This window comes from Streptococcus pseudopneumoniae (assembly GCF_001068775.1).
Lineage (GTDB): Bacteria > Bacillota > Bacilli > Lactobacillales > Streptococcaceae > Streptococcus > Streptococcus pseudopneumoniae_N.
In genome coordinates this window covers 83,659-98,452 of the sequence record NZ_JWAJ01000097.1, presented here as the reverse complement: position 1 = coordinate 98,452, position 14,794 = coordinate 83,659, and the positions used below count along the sequence as shown (strand labels likewise).

Annotated in this window: 13 protein-coding genes; 9 read left to right on the top strand and 4 right to left on the bottom strand. The window is 38.9% G+C overall.

Annotated elements, in window-relative coordinates:
* Nucleotides 1–139: 139 nt before the first annotated feature.
* The 3 genes from cysK to ADF68_RS05150 form a co-directional block, all read right to left on the bottom strand.
* Nucleotides 140–1,066 carry a cysteine synthase A gene (cysK, locus tag ADF68_RS05160; protein WP_049548891.1) on the bottom strand — a complete coding sequence of 309 codons (927 nt, stop codon included), beginning with the start codon at nt 1,064–1,066 and terminating at the stop codon, nt 140–142.
* Nucleotides 1,067–1,162: 96 nt separating this feature from the next.
* Complete coding sequence (locus tag ADF68_RS05155) at nt 1,163–1,606, bottom strand: PH domain-containing protein (protein ID WP_049548890.1); 444 nt, start codon at nt 1,604–1,606, stop codon at nt 1,163–1,165.
* A 16-nt stretch (nt 1,607–1,622) separates the two neighbouring features.
* Nucleotides 1,623–2,258, bottom strand: a complete 636-nt coding sequence (locus tag ADF68_RS05150) for a YigZ family protein (protein WP_049548889.1) — start codon at nt 2,256–2,258, stop codon at nt 1,623–1,625.
* A gap of 55 nt (nt 2,259–2,313) precedes the next feature.
* Here ADF68_RS05150 and ADF68_RS05145 point away from each other — a divergent pair, with 55 nt between their 5' ends.
* The 9 genes from ADF68_RS05145 to polA all read left to right on the top strand — a co-directional run bounded on the left by ADF68_RS05145 (nt 2,314) and on the right by polA (nt 13,056).
* A complete protein-coding gene (locus ADF68_RS05145; protein ID WP_049548888.1) occupies nt 2,314–3,612 on the top strand; it encodes a DEAD/DEAH box helicase in 1,299 nt (432 codons plus the stop codon).
* Nucleotides 3,609–4,271: a ComF family protein gene (locus ADF68_RS05140; RefSeq protein ID WP_049548887.1), complete on the top strand. Its 663-nt coding sequence runs from the start codon at nt 3,609–3,611 to the stop codon at nt 4,269–4,271. Before ADF68_RS05145 ends, ADF68_RS05140 begins: the two co-directional genes overlap by 4 nt.
* A gap of 79 nt (nt 4,272–4,350) precedes the next feature.
* On the top strand, nt 4,351–4,893 hold the full coding sequence (hpf, locus tag ADF68_RS05135) for a ribosome hibernation-promoting factor, HPF/YfiA family (RefSeq protein WP_049548886.1): 543 nt from the start codon (nt 4,351–4,353) through the stop codon (nt 4,891–4,893).
* Between the two features lie 144 nt (nt 4,894–5,037).
* On the top strand, nt 5,038–7,011 hold the full coding sequence (locus ADF68_RS05130; RefSeq protein WP_049548885.1) for a DHH family phosphoesterase: 1,974 nt from the start codon (nt 5,038–5,040) through the stop codon (nt 7,009–7,011).
* Nucleotides 7,008–7,460: a 50S ribosomal protein L9 gene (rplI, locus tag ADF68_RS05125; protein WP_000864204.1), complete on the top strand. Its 453-nt coding sequence runs from the start codon at nt 7,008–7,010 to the stop codon at nt 7,458–7,460. The genes ADF68_RS05130 and rplI overlap by 4 nt, the downstream gene beginning before the upstream one ends.
* 42 nt (nt 7,461–7,502) lie before the next feature.
* A complete protein-coding gene (dnaB, locus tag ADF68_RS05120) occupies nt 7,503–8,861 on the top strand; it encodes a replicative DNA helicase (RefSeq protein WP_049548884.1) in 1,359 nt (452 codons plus the stop codon).
* The gene (locus ADF68_RS05115) at nt 8,858–9,124 is read left to right on the top strand and encodes a Veg family protein (RefSeq protein ID WP_000128621.1); all 267 of its coding nucleotides are present in this window, start codon (nt 8,858–8,860) and stop codon (nt 9,122–9,124) included. The genes dnaB and ADF68_RS05115 overlap by 4 nt, the downstream gene beginning before the upstream one ends.
* Before the next feature lie 100 nt (nt 9,125–9,224).
* On the top strand, nt 9,225–10,358 hold the full coding sequence (locus ADF68_RS05110; RefSeq protein WP_049548883.1) for an SH3 domain-containing protein: 1,134 nt from the start codon (nt 9,225–9,227) through the stop codon (nt 10,356–10,358).
* Nucleotides 10,359–10,422: 64 nt separating this feature from the next.
* Entirely contained in the window at nt 10,423–13,056 is a 2,634-nt protein-coding gene (gene polA, locus ADF68_RS05105; protein ID WP_049548882.1) for a DNA polymerase I, read from the top strand.
* Nucleotides 13,057–13,161: 105 nt separating this feature from the next.
* On the opposite strand, the gene ADF68_RS05100 is transcribed toward polA, so the two are convergent.
* Entirely contained in the window at nt 13,162–14,610 is a 1,449-nt protein-coding gene (locus tag ADF68_RS05100; protein WP_049548881.1) for an APC family permease, read from the bottom strand.
* Nucleotides 14,611–14,794 lie beyond the last annotated feature (184 nt).

The window sequence follows — 14,794 nt, the reverse complement described above, 5'->3', positions numbered from 1 at the left end:
TGGCTGGTAATTTGGGCTTATAGCCCTGGGGCAAACCACCCGTTAGACGGGTGGTTATGATTGTTGGAGGGGGATTCAGAGGTTTATTTTAAAAGGTAAACAAAAAGCCCTTTAACAAGGACTTTGTGTATTTAGGAGACTAGACTTCAAACTCATAGAGTGCTGTAGATAGGTAACGTTCTCCGTTATCTGGTGCAAGCGCAAGAACTTTTTTACCTTCCCCAAGTTTTTTAGCAACTTCGATTGCTGCGTAGATAGCAGCTGCAGAAGAAATACCTACCAAGAAGCCTTCTTTTCCGCCAATCTCACGACCAAGTGCGAGAGCATTGTCTGAGGTTACGCGAACGATACCATCATAAGCTTCTGTATCAAGTGTTTCTGGGATGAATCCAGCAGAGATACCTTGAATTTTGTGAGGTCCTGGTTTTTCACCTGATAAGATTGCTGATTCATCTGCCTCAACTGCAAAAACTTGAATGTTTGAATTAGCAGCCTTAAGAGCATGAGAAACACCTGAAATAGTTCCTCCAGTACCAACACCAGCAACAAAGGCATCTAAACCATCAGCTCCGAAATCAGCTAGAATTTCAGCTCCTGTTGTTCTTTCGTGAACTTCTGGGTTAGCTTGGTTAATAAACTGTAATGGTAGGAAACCATCACGCTCAGCAGCAATTTCTTGCGCTTTTGCAATCGCACCTTTCATTCCTTCACTACCAGGAGTGAGGACTAGTTCAGCTCCATAAGCTTGGATAATTTTACGACGTTCAACACTCATGGTTTCAGGCATAACGATAACAACTTTATAGCCTTTAGCAGCACCAACCCATGAAAGTCCGATACCAGTATTTCCACTTGTTGCTTCCACAATAGTAGAACCTGGTTTAAGTTTACCTTCTTGTTCTGCTTTTTCAATCATACTTAGGGCGATGCGGTCTTTAACGGATGATCCTGGGTTAAAAGCTTCAAGTTTTACATAAACATCTGCTGCACCTTCGGGTACAATGTTGTTTAATTTAACAATCGGTGTTCTACCGATGAGTTCTGTGATGTTGTTATAAATAGCCATATAAGCACCTCTTTATATAAGATGCTTCTAGTATAACGCTATCTTAAACTTTTGTAAAATATAGAAATCCTATCGAAGCGATAGGATTTTTTTATATCAGTGATTCAAACCGTTAATATTCAAACGATTGTGATAAGCTAATTCAAATAGATAGGTGTAAAGAGGTACAATATCAGTTTTCTTTGGAAATTCAAATTTGTGAGAGTTAAAGTGCTCATTATGAGCTTTTAAAAAGGCATTTTCTAAGTAAGTAATCGTAATCTCACTATCATCAATCCCAAGACCAGCGGTCTCCATCTCAACATTGACAATGTTTATGAGGAAAATGGATTTGATAGACATCTTCCGTCCGGTTGCCCCTTGTTTATCTGTAAAGATGATTCGGATATTTGTAAAGATAATTGAGTCACGAATGAGTTTATATCCGCTTTGAATTTCTTCATTTTCTAATAAATATTGTCCAAACTCCTTGGTAAGAGCTTCTTTACTTTGCTCACTGAAGTTTCCAGCGAGTCCCTGAATTAATCTTCCAAAAGCCATATGATATTTCCTTTCTTTACGATAGGTTTACAGGTATTTCAACTTCACGTAAACCTTTGTCAGTTAGAGTAACTTTTCCATTGAAAAATTCAATGAGATCAGCCTTAATACCATCTTTCTTTTCTTTGTCAATGAAAAGAATAGTGTCAACTTGATCTGTAAAGTTTGTCTCTAATTCTATGAGATTATGCTCTTTAAGAAAATTCCCATATTCTTGATACTGGGCATAGGTCATGTGAATCTGTATCCCTGCCTGTTCTTTAATTTCAATAATACCAATTTCCTTAACTGCTAGAGCAACACTACCAGCGTAAGCACGAATCAAACCACCAGCTCCTAGTTTAATACCGCCGAAATAACGAGTAACTACCACACAGACATTAGTAAGGTTGTGATTTTCCAAAACTCCTAGCATAGGAATACCAGCAGTTCCACTAGGCTCTCCGTCATCACTAGTTCGCTTGATTTCACTGCGTTCACCGACAATAAAAGCAGAGCAGTTGTGGGTTGCTTTATAGTGTTCTTTTTTGATGGCTGAGATAAAGTCACGGGCTTCTTCCTCATTATAGACACGTTTAGCATGACAGATAAAGCGTGATTTTTTGATTTCTTCTTGGACTTGTCCGTCCTCTTTTATAGTTCTATATTCCATAGTTTTATTGTACTAAAAAATAGCTTAAACTTCTACATTTTACGAATAGAGAAATATGAAAGTAAATCCAAATTATCTCGGTCGCCTTTTTACGGAACAAGAATTAAGTTATGATGAGAGACAGCAAGCAAAAACAATTTCATCTATGAAAAAAGAGAAGGGGAAACTATCTTGTCAGCGATGTGGTAGTCAGATACAAGAAGATTGGCATTTGCCTGTTGGTGCTTTTTATTGTAGAGAATGCTTGATTATGAAGCGAATAAGAAGTGATCAAGAACTCTATTATTTTCCGCAAGAAAGGTTTCCGGAGCAAGATGTCCTCAAATGGTCAGGTCAACTGACTCCTTTTCAAGAGCGCGTATCACAAGGACTCCTTCAGGCAGTAGAGAAGAGGGAGGCTACTTTGGTACATGCGGTGACAGGAGCTGGTAAGACAGAGATGATCTACCAAGTTGTTGCCAAGGTGATAAATCAGGGTGGAGCTGTTTGTTTGGCAAGTCCTCGCATAGATGTTTGCTTAGAGCTGCATAAACGACTACAAAATGATTTTGCATGTGAGATTGCACTATTACATGGGGATTCGGATCCTTATTTTCGCACCCCTTTAGTTGTAGCAACCACTCACCAGTTATTAAAGTTTTATCAGGCCTTTGACTTGTTGATTGTGGATGAAGTGGATGCCTTCCCTTATGTTGATAATCCTGTACTTTACCATGCAGTCAACAATTGTGTAAAGGAAAATGGATTGAGAATATTTTTAACAGCAACGTCAACAGATGAGTTAGACAGAAAAGTTAAACAAGGGGAGTTAAAGCGTCTCAGTTTGCCACGTCGCTTTCATGGAAATCCTCTCATTGTTCCCAAGCCAATCTGGTTATCGCATTTTAATAGATATTTAGAAAAAAATAGCTTACCTCCAAAATTAAAACTTTACATTGAGAAACAGAGAAAGACGGCCTATCCCTTACTAATCTTTGCCTCTGAGATTAAAAAGGGAGAAAAGCTAAAAGAAATTTTGCAGGAGAAGTTTCCGAATGAGAAAATAGGCTTTGTATCCTCAATCACAGAAGACCGATTAGAGCAGGTACAGGCCTTTCGAGATGGAAAGTTATCGATATTAATAAGCACAACTATATTAGAGCGTGGAGTTACCTTCCCTCGTGTAGATGTTTTTGTGGTGGAAGCCAATCATCAACTCTTTACCAAGTCAAGTTTAGTACAAATTGGTGGACGAGTTGGAAGAAGCATGGATCGTCCTACTGGAGAACTTATATTTTTCCATGACGGACTCAATCAGTCTATTAAGAGAGCCATAAAGGAGATTAAACAAATGAATCAGGAGGCAGGAGTATGAAGTGTTTATTGTGTGCTAAAAGCTTGCAAACAGAGATAAGCTTTACTAACCTGCTCTGTTTTAAAAAGGAGGAGGAACTAGTATGTGAATCTTGTCTATCGTCTTTTGAGAGTATCGGTGACAACCATTGCCCTAGTTGTTTCAAAAAAGACGTGTCAACAAATTGTCAAGATTGTCAATTTTGGTGTAAAAAAGGTGTAAAGGTTGATCATGCAGCTCTTTATTCCTATAATCAGGCTATGAAAGAGTATTTTAGTCGCTATAAATTTGATGGCGATTATCTTTTAAGAAAGGTATTTTCTAAAATTTTGCAAACAGAGTTAAAAAAGTACAAGGGTTATCGGATTGTGATCGTACCTCTGAGTGAGCAGCGTTTTAAAAGTAGAGGCTTTAATCAAGTAGAGGGTTTGATAAAGGAGACTGGACTAACATATCTGGATATTTTGGTTAAAAACGAAGTGGAGGCTAGTTCTTCAAAAAATCGAGCAGATCGTTTACTTACAGAGTTCCCATTTTTTCTGAAAGATGGTGTGAAGCTCCCAGAAAATATCTTACTCTTTGATGATATTTATACAACTGGAACTACCTTGAATCGTCTTAAAAGTATGCTATTAGAGTCTGGTTGTCAGAATATTAAAACTTTTTCCCTCGCAAGATGAGGAAAAAGTTTGCAAAAAAAATATGAAAGCGTTATAATATAATTAGAAAAACAAATATGTTTAGAAAGAAGGTACTTATATGATTAAATATAGTATCCGTGGTGAAAACCTAGAAGTAACAGAAGCAATTCGTGATTATGTAGTTTCTAAACTCGAAAAGATCGAAAAATACTTCCAAGCAGACCAAGAATTGGATGCGCGTGTTAACTTGAAAGTTTACCGTGAAAAGACTGCTAAAGTTGAAGTAACCATTCCGCTTGGATCTATTACTCTTCGTGCAGAAGATATTTCTCAAGATATGTATGGTTCTATTGATTTGGTGACAGATAAGATTGAGCGTCAGATTCGTAAAAACAAAACTAAAATTGAACGTAAGAACAGAAATAAAGTATCTACAAGTCAACTCTTTACAGATGCTTTAGTTGAGGACTTAAATGTAGCACAACCAAAAGTTGTTCGTTCAAAACAAATTGATTTGAAACCAATGGATTTGGAAGAAGCTATCTTACAGATGGATTTATTGGGACATGACTTCTTTATTTATGTAGATGTTGAAGATGAAACAACAAATGTTATTTATCGTCGTGAAGACGGAGATATTGGTCTTCTAGAAGTTAAATAATCTTAAAAATTAGTCTGTAAAAGTGGTTTACACTAGTGTAAACCACTTTTTAGTTTGAAAATCTGAAGTTGGTAGCTAGAGATACCTCTTTAAAAGTCGCATTTTGGCTACAATTATGGTATAATAATGCGCAAGAGGTTTGTAATGAAAAAAAATGAAATAAATCCCTTTTTTATGTATCTGATTGCTATGGTAACCTTTACGATTATGACCATTTTGATTGTGTTAGTAAAGGATAATCTTATCACTATAGCAAGTCTATTTTTATTTATCGTATTCTATGTTCTGCTATTTAATTTCCAGAAAAAATATTACAAAAAAACAGATATCGAGCAAATCCAGTATGTCAATCATCAGGCTACGGATAGTTTGAGTGCTCTGTTGGAGCAAATGCCTGTCGGGGTTGTTAAATTAAATATGGACAGCAGTGAGATTGAATGGTTCAATCCCTATGCGGAATTAATTTTGACAACTGAGGATGGAGAAATTGATTTTCCTCAATTTCAAAAGATTTTAAAGAGTTCGATTTCTTCCCCAGGGTCTTATGCCATTGTTGGGGAGAAACGTTATGCAGTGCATTTAGATAGAAATTCAGGTGTCTTATACTTTTTTGATGTTTCTGGTGAGTATGAGGCGACTGCTGAATTGGTAACAAGTCGTCCTGTAATTGGAGTTATTTCAGTTGATAACTATGATGATTTGGAAAATGAAACGTCTGAATCAGACATTAGTCATATCAATAGTTTTGTTGCAAATTTTGTTTCCGAATTTGCTGGGAAATATGCCATGTTTTCTCGTAGAGTAAGTATGGATCGTTTTTATCTATTTACGGATTACACTGTGCTTAATCACTTGATGCAGGATAAGTTTTCTGTGATTGATACCTTTCGTGAAGAAGCCAAGCAACGGAATTTACCACTAACGATGAGTATGGGAGTTTCCTATGGTGATGGGAATCATGATCAGATTGGGAAGGTGGCTCTTCTTAATCTCAATTTAGCTGAAGTTCGTGGTGGTGACCAAGTTGTCGTAAAAGAGAATGATGAAACTAAAAATCCAATCTACTTTGGAGGAGGTTCAGCAGCATCAGTTAAACGTACTCGGACACGAACTCGTGCCATGATGACAGCTATCTCAGACAAACTTAAAAGTGTTGATCGAGTTTTTGTTGTTGGTCATAAGAATCTGGATATGGATGCTCTTGGTTCAGCAGTTGGAATGCAGTTGTTTTCGAGTAATGTACTGGAAGAGAGTTATGTGATTTATGAACCTACACAGATGTCTCCAGATATTGCTCGAGCGGTTAACTATTTGGAAGAGGAGGGTGTTTCAAAACTTCTTTCTTTAGGCCAGGCTATGACAATGGTTACCAAACGCTCCTTACTGGTGATGGTTGACCATTCTAAGACAGCTTTAACCTTATCCAAAGAGTTTTATGACTTGTTTACCCAGACGATTGTCATTGACCATCATCGTCGTGACCAAGATTTTCCAGATAATTCGGTCATTACCTATATCGAGAGTGGAGCTAGTAGTGCTAGTGAACTAGTAACAGAATTGATTCAATTTCAAAACTCTAAGAAGAAACGTTTGAGTCGTATTCAGGCTAGTGTTCTTATGGGAGGGATGATGCTGGATACTAAAAATTTCACCTCTCGGGTAACTAGTCGAACTTTTGATGTTGCAAGTTATCTCAGAACGAGAGGGAGTGATAGCATTGTCATTCAGGAAATTTCGGCTACGGATTTTGAAGAATATCGATTAGTAAATGAGTTAATTTTACAAGGGCAAATGGTGCAGCCATCAATCCTGGTTGCTCAAGCTTTGGAGGATAAAGAGTACGATACGGTTGTTATTAGTAAGGCTGCTGACGCTATGCTTGCTATGTCTGGTATAGAGGCCAGCTTTGTACTTGCTAAGAATAGTCAAGGATCAATCTCCATTTCTGCGCGAAGCAGAAGTAAGATCAATGTCCAACGAATTATGGAAGAGTTAGGTGGCGGTGGTCACTTTAACTTAGCTGCGGCACGTTTGACAGATATGAGCCTGCAAGAAGCAGGAGATAAACTGAAAACAGTTATTTTTAATGAAACAAAAGAAAAGGAGTCAGAAGAATGAAAGTAATCTTTTTAGCAGATGTTAAAGGTAAAGGGAAAAAAGGTGAAATTAAAGAAGTACCAACTGGATATGCACAAAACTTTTTAATTAAGAAAAACCTTGCTAAGGAAGCTACAGCTCAAGCCATTGGTGAGTTGCGTGGTAAGCAAAAATCAGAAGAAAAAGCACATGCAGAGATGCTTGCAGAAGCTAAGGAAATTAAAGCGAAACTGGAAGCAGAAGAAACAATCGTTGAGTTTGTTGAAAAAGTTGGTCCAGATGGACGTACATTTGGGTCAATTACTAACAAGAAGATTGCAGAAGAATTGCAAAAACAATTTGGTATTAAAATTGATAAACGTCATATTCAAGTTCAATCACCAATCCGAGCAGTTGGTTTGATTGATGTTCCGGTGAAGATTTATCAAGATGTGACAAGTGTAATCAATCTTCGTGTCAAGGAAGCTTAATTTACGATTGGTTGACAACATTGTAAAAGGAAGGAAAGTCTGATGGCAGAAGTTGAAGAACTACGTGTTCAGCCTCAAGATATTCTAGCAGAACAATCTGTGTTGGGAGCCATTTTTATTGATGAGACTAAACTCGTTTTTGTCCGAGAATATATCGATTCACAGGACTTCTTTAAGTATGCTCACCGTTTGATTTTTCAGGCTATGGTTGATTTGTCTGATCGTGGAGATGCTATTGATGCAACCACAGTTCGGACTATACTAGATAGTCAAGGTGATTTACAAACTATCGGAGGCTTGTCTTATCTGGTTGAGATTGTCAATTCAGTGCCAACCTCTGCTAATGCGGAATACTATGCTAAAATTGTAGCAGAAAAGGCTATGCTTCGACGCCTGATTGCTAAGTTGACAGAGTCTGTAAACCTAGCCTATGAAGCTTCTCAACCTGCTGACGAAATTATCGCTCGTGCAGAAAAAGGCTTGATTGACGTTAGTGAGAATGCCAATCGAAATGGTTTTAAAAATATTCGTGATGTATTGAATATCAACTTTGGGAATCTAGAAGCTCGTTCGCAACAGACTTCGGATATCACGGGTATTGCGACAGGTTATCGAGATTTAGATCACATGACGACAGGTCTGCATGAGGAAGAATTGATTATTTTGGCAGCTCGTCCTGCGGTTGGTAAGACAGCCTTTGCTTTGAATATTGCGCAAAATATCGGAACCAAATTAGACAAGACAGTTGCTATTTTCTCTCTGGAAATGGGTGCTGAAAGTTTGGTCGATCGTATGCTAGCTGCGGAAGGCTTGGTAGAGTCGCATTCTATCCGTACAGGGCAATTGACTGAGGAAGAATGGCGCAAGTATACGATTGCTCAGGGTAATCTGGCTAATGCAAGTATCTACATTGATGATACACCAGGGATTCGGATCACAGAAATTCGCTCTCGTTCCCGTAAACTGGCTCAAGAAACAGGTAATCTGGGCTTGATTTTGATTGACTATCTTCAGCTTATCACTGGAACTGGTCGAGAAAATCGTCAACAAGAAGTATCTGAGATTTCCCGTCAGTTGAAAATCTTAGCAAAAGAACTCAAAGTTCCAGTTATAGCTCTTAGTCAGCTTTCTCGTGGTGTAGAGCAACGTCAAGATAAGAGACCAGTTTTGTCTGATATTCGTGAATCTGGATCTATTGAGCAGGATGCTGATATCGTAGCCTTTCTCTATCGTGATGACTATTATGAGCGCGGTGGTGAAGAGGAGGAAGGCATTCCAAATAATAAAGTAGAAGTGATTATCGAGAAAAACCGTAGCGGTGCTCGCGGAACGGTAGAATTGATTTTCCAAAAAGAATATAATAAATTTTCAAGTATTTCGAAGATGGAGGAAGCAAGATGACAGACGCATTTACAGATGTGGCTAAAATGAAAAAAATCAAAGAAGAAATTAAGGCGCATGAGGGACAAGTGGTAGAAATGACCTTAGAAAATGGTCGTAAACGCCAAAAAAATCGTTTGGGAAAACTAATTGAGGTTTATCCATCGCTCTTCATCGTTGAGTTTGGAAATGTTGAAGGAGACAAACAGGCAAACGTCTATGTTGAATCTTTCACCTATTCAGATATTTTAACAGAAAAGAACTTAATTCATTATTTAGATTAAGGATATTCATGAAAGTGGGAAGTTTCTCACTTTTTTCTTTTTCTTTCGAATGATATAGATGAGGTCAACCTCAAAAATCTAATTATTTGAAGGAGAATGCATGACATTTACTAAAGCAGGACATAAAAAGGGAACTTTTCTCAGAAAGACAGCTGTAGGATCAGCTTCACTATTACTAGCAGGAGCTTTTTTGTTTGGTGAAGGAACTGTTCATGCCAACCAGGCAAACAATGGATCACTGGCACGAGGAGATGATTATCCCTATTATTATAAAAATGGAAGTCAAAAAATTGATAAGTGGCGTATGTACTCGGGACAATGCACCTCTTTTGCTGCTTTTCGTTTAAGTAGTGTCAATGGTTTTGAACTACCAGCTGCTTATGGGAACGCTAATCAATGGGGTTATCGAGCCCAAAAAGAAGGCTATCGGGTGGACCAGCAACCAGCAATTGGTGCGATTGCTTGGAGTACAAGAGGGCAGTACGGTCACGTAGCCTGGGTATCTAATGTGATTGGAGACATGATTGAAATCGAGGAGTACAATTATGATTATACAGAAACATATCATAGTAGAATTGTAAAGGCGAGTTCTATGACTGGTTTCATTCACTTTAAAGATGTAGGGAATGCTAGTGTAGGGCATCATCAGTCTCTACTAGCTTTCAGTGGAACTCATCACTTCACAGAAAAATCTGCTATTATGGATCAGCCATCATTGACATCTACTGTTATCGATTACTACGAAGCTGGAATGAGTGTTCATTATGATCAAACCTTTGAAAAAGAAGGCTATAAATGGATTAGTTATATTTCACGAAGTGGAAACAGACGTTATATCCCCTTAACTAAAACAGTTAGCTCTAAAAATGGTTGGGCAAAAGAGGGAACAAGTTGGTACTACTATGAAAATGGTCAGATAGCCGTCGGTTGGAAGAAGATTAATGGGAACTGGTATCATTTGCAAGCTGATGGTAGAATGACGACAGGTTGGTTAAAAGATGGTTCGAATTGGTATTACTTGAAGTCATCTGGTGAAATGCAGACAGGTTGGTTGAAGGAAAAAGGTATTTGGTATTATCTGGAAAGTTCTGGAGCTATGAAAACCAGCCAGTGGTTCCAGGTTTCAGGAAAACATTACTATGTAAATGCATCTGGAGAATTGGCAGTAAATACTACTATCGATGGATTTCAAGTTGATGGCGATGGAGTTCGAGTAGAAAAACCAGTCTCATAAGTGTTATTCAGCATTTGGGCTCTTCCTAATGGTATTTTTCCCTGCTTTCCTTTATAATGGGTGTATGGACAAGAAAAAATTATTATTGATTGACGGTTCTTCAGTTGCTTTCCGAGCATTTTTTGCCCTTTATCAGCAACTAGATCGTTTTAAAAATGACAATGGACTACATACCAATGCAATCTATGGATTTCATCTGATGTTAAATCACCTACTGGAGCGTGTTCAACCGAGTCATATCTTGGTTGCTTTTGATGCTGGGAAGACGACTTTCCGTACAGATATGTATGCAGACTATAAGGGTGGTCGTGCCAAGACTCCGGATGAGTTTCGTGAGCAATTTCCTTTTATTCGTGAGTTGCTAGACCATCTTGGGATTCGTCATTATGAGTTAGCTCAGTATGAAGCAGATGATATCATCGGGACTCTGGGTCGTTTGGCTGAAAAGGATTCTTTTGATGTAACTATCGTCAGCGGAGACAAGGACTTGATTCAGTTGACAGATGAGCATACTGTGGTTGAGATTTCTAAGAAAGGTGTGGCTGAGTTTGAGGCCTTTACACCGGCTTATCTCATGGAAAAGATGGGAATCACACCAGCTCAGTTCATTGATCTCAAGGCACTCATGGGGGATAAGTCTGATAATATCCCTGGGGTGACCAAGATTGGTGAAAAGACTGGGATCAAGCTCTTGTTAGAACACGGATCGCTGGAAGGTATTTATGAAAATATCGATGGCATGAAGGCTTCCAAGATGAAGGAAAATCTTGTCAATGACAAGGAACAAGCTTTTCTGTCTAAAACACTAGCGACCATCGACACGAAAGCGCCAATTGAAATCAGTCTAGATGATTTGGTTTATAGCGGTCCAGATGTGGAAAGCTTAGGAAAATTCTACGATGAGATGGGCTTTAAACAGCTCAAGCAAGCCTTGAATGCTTCTCAGACTAACCAAGCTGAGAGTTTGAATTTTACCATGGTTGACAAAGTGACTGAAGATATGCTGAGTGCCGACTCTATCTTCCACTTTGAACTTTTTGGTGAAAATTACCATACAGATGATTTGGTTGGTTTTGCTTGGTCTTGTGGGGACAAGCTATACGCTACAGATAAGTTGGAACTTTTGCAGAATCCGATTCTCAAGGATTTTCTAGAAAAAACACCTCTGAAAGTGTATGACTTTAAGAAAGCTAAAGTTCTCTTAAATCGTTTTGGTTTGAATTTACAGGCTCCAGCTTTTGACAGTCGCTTGGCCAAATACCTTCTCTCTACTGTCGAGAATAATGAAATTTCAACTATCGCTAGTCTCTACGGCCAAACTTATTTGGTTGATGATGAGACCTTCTACGGTAAGGGGATCAAGAAAGCTATCCCTGAGAGAGAGACATTCTTGGAGCACTTGGCTCGCAAGGTTGCTGTGCTGGTTGAGACAGAGCCTGTATTGCTTGAAAAGTTAAGTGAAAACGGACAGTTAAACCTTCTCTATGATATGGAGCAGCCTCTGGCCTTTGTTCTTGCTAAGATGGAAATCGCTGGGATTAAGGTTAAAAAAGAAACTCTACTCGAGATGCAAGCTGAAAATGAGCTTGTCATTGAAAAGCTGACGCAAGAGATTTATGACCTAGCAGGTGAGGAATTTAATATCAATTCACCTAAACAGTTGGGTGTCCTTCTTTTTGAAAAACTAGGTCTCCCTCTCGAATATACCAAGAAAACCAAGACAGGGTACTCGACAGCCGTGGATGTCTTGGAGCGCCTAGCTCCGATTGCCCCAATCGTCAAGAAAATTCTAGACTACCGTCAAATTGCTAAGATTCAATCCACTTATGTGATTGGTTTGCAGGACTGGATTTTAGCTGATGGCAAGATTCACACGCGCTATGTGCAAGATTTGACTCAGACAGGTCGTCTGTCTAGTGTCGATCCAAACTTGCAAAATATCCCTGTTCGTTTGGAACAAGGTCGCCTTATCCGTAAGGCTTTTGTACCAGAATGGGAGGACAGTGTCCTTCTCAGCTCTGACTATTCACAGATTGAATTGCGAGTTTTGGCGCATATCTCTAAAGATGAGCACTTAATCAAGGCCTTCCAAGAAGGAGCGGATATCCATACCTCGACAGCCATGCGTGTCTTTGGGATTGAACGTCCTGAGGATGTGACTCCGAACGACCGCCGCAATGCCAAGGCTGTCAACTTTGGAGTGGTTTACGGAATTTCAGACTTTGGTTTATCCAATAACCTAGGTATCAGTCGTAAAGAGGCTAAGGCCTACATTGATACCTACTTTGAACGCTTCCCAGGGATCAAAAACTACATGGATGAAGTGGTACGTGAGGCGCGTGATAAGGGTTATGTAGAAACTCTCTTCAAACGTCGTCGTGAGTTGCCAGATATCAATTCGCGTAACTTTAACATTCGTGGTTTTGCAGAACGTACAGCTATCAACTCCCCTATCCAAGGTTCGGCTGCAGATATTCTCAAAATCGCTATGATTCAACTAGATAAAGCATTGGTAGAGGGTGGTTATCAGACTAAGATGCTTCTACAAGTACACGATGAAATTGTTCTTGAAGTGCCTAAGTCAGAATTAGCTGCCATAAAAAAACTCGTCAAACAAACCATGGAAGAAGCTATTCAACTAAGTGTGCCCCTCATTGCTGATGAAAATGAAGGCGTGACTTGGTATGAAGCCAAATAAAAAATAGACTATTAGACAAAAAGAAATCCCCTTGAACGCTACTGTTCAAAGGGATTTTTCTTTCGGGAAAAGACAAAAGTGAAACTATCTAGCTAATAGTAGAATTTATTTGATTTGTTTCTTTTGTTCTTTTTTTGCAAGGATTGGTAGAATAACACCTAAACCAATCAGAATAATTGGGGTCAAGATGTTTGTAAGAAGCGAGAATTGCCAAGCCGTTGGATTCTCAGCGTAGTTAATTTTTGGAACCATACCAAGGATACAAGCAAAGGCAGTAAAGAGAAAGCACCAAGTACCGATAACAAAGCCAAGTTTAGGATTGTTCACAAACTTGTATTCCGCATTTTTGTATGTTTTCCAAGCACGGTTGAGCATCATATAGGCAAGGAATACCCAGAGATAACGCATTGGCATTACGATAGAATTGAGGTTGGTCATCCATTTTACAAGTCCATCAATTTCCTGAATACCAAAAATTGGAAGGATGATGATGAGGCTAACGAGGACACCTGTAAGGAGGTAACCGTTAATGAGGACACCTTTTTCAGTACGTTTGCGAAGCCAGCTTGGGATGTAGTTTTCATCAGCGTTATTGAGAAGGATTTGCAATGGTGCGTCAATAGAGAAGGCAAGTGCCGCTATTTGTCCGACCATATTTGTAAGAGCGTAAATCACGACAAATAGGTTTCCAACTCCCCAAGAATTTCCTAACATTTGGAAGGCTTGATAAGCACCATTACGCATGAGGTCTTCAGGGATGTTATTACCATCAAATAGCATTCCCATGGCAACTGATCCGAGGATAGCAGATAGCCCCACCATGATGGCCATCACAATCATACCTTTTGGAAATTCTTTTTCAGGGTTGCGAGTTTGATTCACATATGGGGAAATTTTTTCACAACCACCAACTGCAAAGACCAATAGTGAGATTGTTGTAAAATAAGAGAAATCAAAGTTTGGAATGTAAGTACTCAGTTGATCCATGTGCGGTGTCGCAAACTGGATGTCTGGCTTAATGAAAGGCAGACCGACAGCCAAAAGTACAAAGAGTAAAGACATAATCAACATGGCACTTCCTGCCAAGCTACCGATGACTTTCAGTGTTGTCAATCCTTTTGTAGAAAGGTAGAGGAAAAGTCCAAAGATTAGTAAGCAGAGAATAACGATCCAGTGGATGTCGATTTGTTTTAGAAATTGTCCGTTACCCTGCAAGGCCCATCCAAGCGGAATCAGGATTCCTTGAGGTTTTTGTGCAAGATAAGGGATATGCACAACCCAGTAGGTCCAAGCAGCAAAGTAGGCTAGACGTTTGGTTGATGTTTTTTCAACCCAGTCACTAACACCGCTTCCGCTTTCCTTAAAGGTAGAACCTAGTTGTCCAACGATGAGGGAGTATGGGATAAAATAGAGTGCGAGGATTAAAACCCAAGATACGACTACTGAAATCCCCTGTTGAGAATAGTTGTTGACGACGTTTCCGAGCCCCCAAACCATGTTGAAAGCAATAAGAGAAACCATCAGCCAATTAAGTTGGTGTTGATCTTTTTTCATAATGTCTCCTTTTCTTATAATTTCAGTATATCATGATTTTTTGAAAGCGCCTAACAAAATTTGAAATTTACTATAAAAAATGTAGGAGGGAATTTATCAGATGGAGTTTGTACTTGAGTAAAAGTTATACACAATCTGTGGATAACTTTGTGAAATAAAAAATTATTTTCCAAATGTTAGTTTA

Excerpts from the sequence above, each read along its gene's own strand:
- ADF68_RS05145 (WP_049548888.1), top strand. The coding sequence starts at position 2,314 with ATGAAAGTAAATCCAAATTATCTCGGTCGCCTTTTTACGGAACAAGAA.
- cysK (WP_049548891.1), bottom strand. The coding sequence starts at position 1,066 with ATGGCTATTTATAACAACATCACAGAACTCATCGGTAGAACACCGATT.
- ADF68_RS05110 (WP_049548883.1), top strand. The coding sequence starts at position 9,225 with ATGACATTTACTAAAGCAGGACATAAAAAGGGAACTTTTCTCAGAAAG.
- ADF68_RS05115 (WP_000128621.1), top strand. The coding sequence starts at position 8,858 with ATGACAGACGCATTTACAGATGTGGCTAAAATGAAAAAAATCAAAGAA.
- ADF68_RS05150 (WP_049548889.1), bottom strand. The coding sequence starts at position 2,258 with ATGGAATATAGAACTATAAAAGAGGACGGACAAGTCCAAGAAGAAATC.
- ADF68_RS05100 (WP_049548881.1), bottom strand. The coding sequence starts at position 14,610 with ATGAAAAAAGATCAACACCAACTTAATTGGCTGATGGTTTCTCTTATT.
- ADF68_RS05155 (WP_049548890.1), bottom strand. The coding sequence starts at position 1,606 with ATGGCTTTTGGAAGATTAATTCAGGGACTCGCTGGAAACTTCAGTGAG.
- ADF68_RS05140 (WP_049548887.1), top strand. The coding sequence starts at position 3,609 with ATGAAGTGTTTATTGTGTGCTAAAAGCTTGCAAACAGAGATAAGCTTT.
- hpf (WP_049548886.1), top strand. The coding sequence starts at position 4,351 with ATGATTAAATATAGTATCCGTGGTGAAAACCTAGAAGTAACAGAAGCA.
- ADF68_RS05130 (WP_049548885.1), top strand. The coding sequence starts at position 5,038 with ATGAAAAAAAATGAAATAAATCCCTTTTTTATGTATCTGATTGCTATG.
- dnaB (WP_049548884.1), top strand. The coding sequence starts at position 7,503 with ATGGCAGAAGTTGAAGAACTACGTGTTCAGCCTCAAGATATTCTAGCA.
- rplI (WP_000864204.1), top strand. The coding sequence starts at position 7,008 with ATGAAAGTAATCTTTTTAGCAGATGTTAAAGGTAAAGGGAAAAAAGGT.
- polA (WP_049548882.1), top strand. The coding sequence starts at position 10,423 with ATGGACAAGAAAAAATTATTATTGATTGACGGTTCTTCAGTTGCTTTC.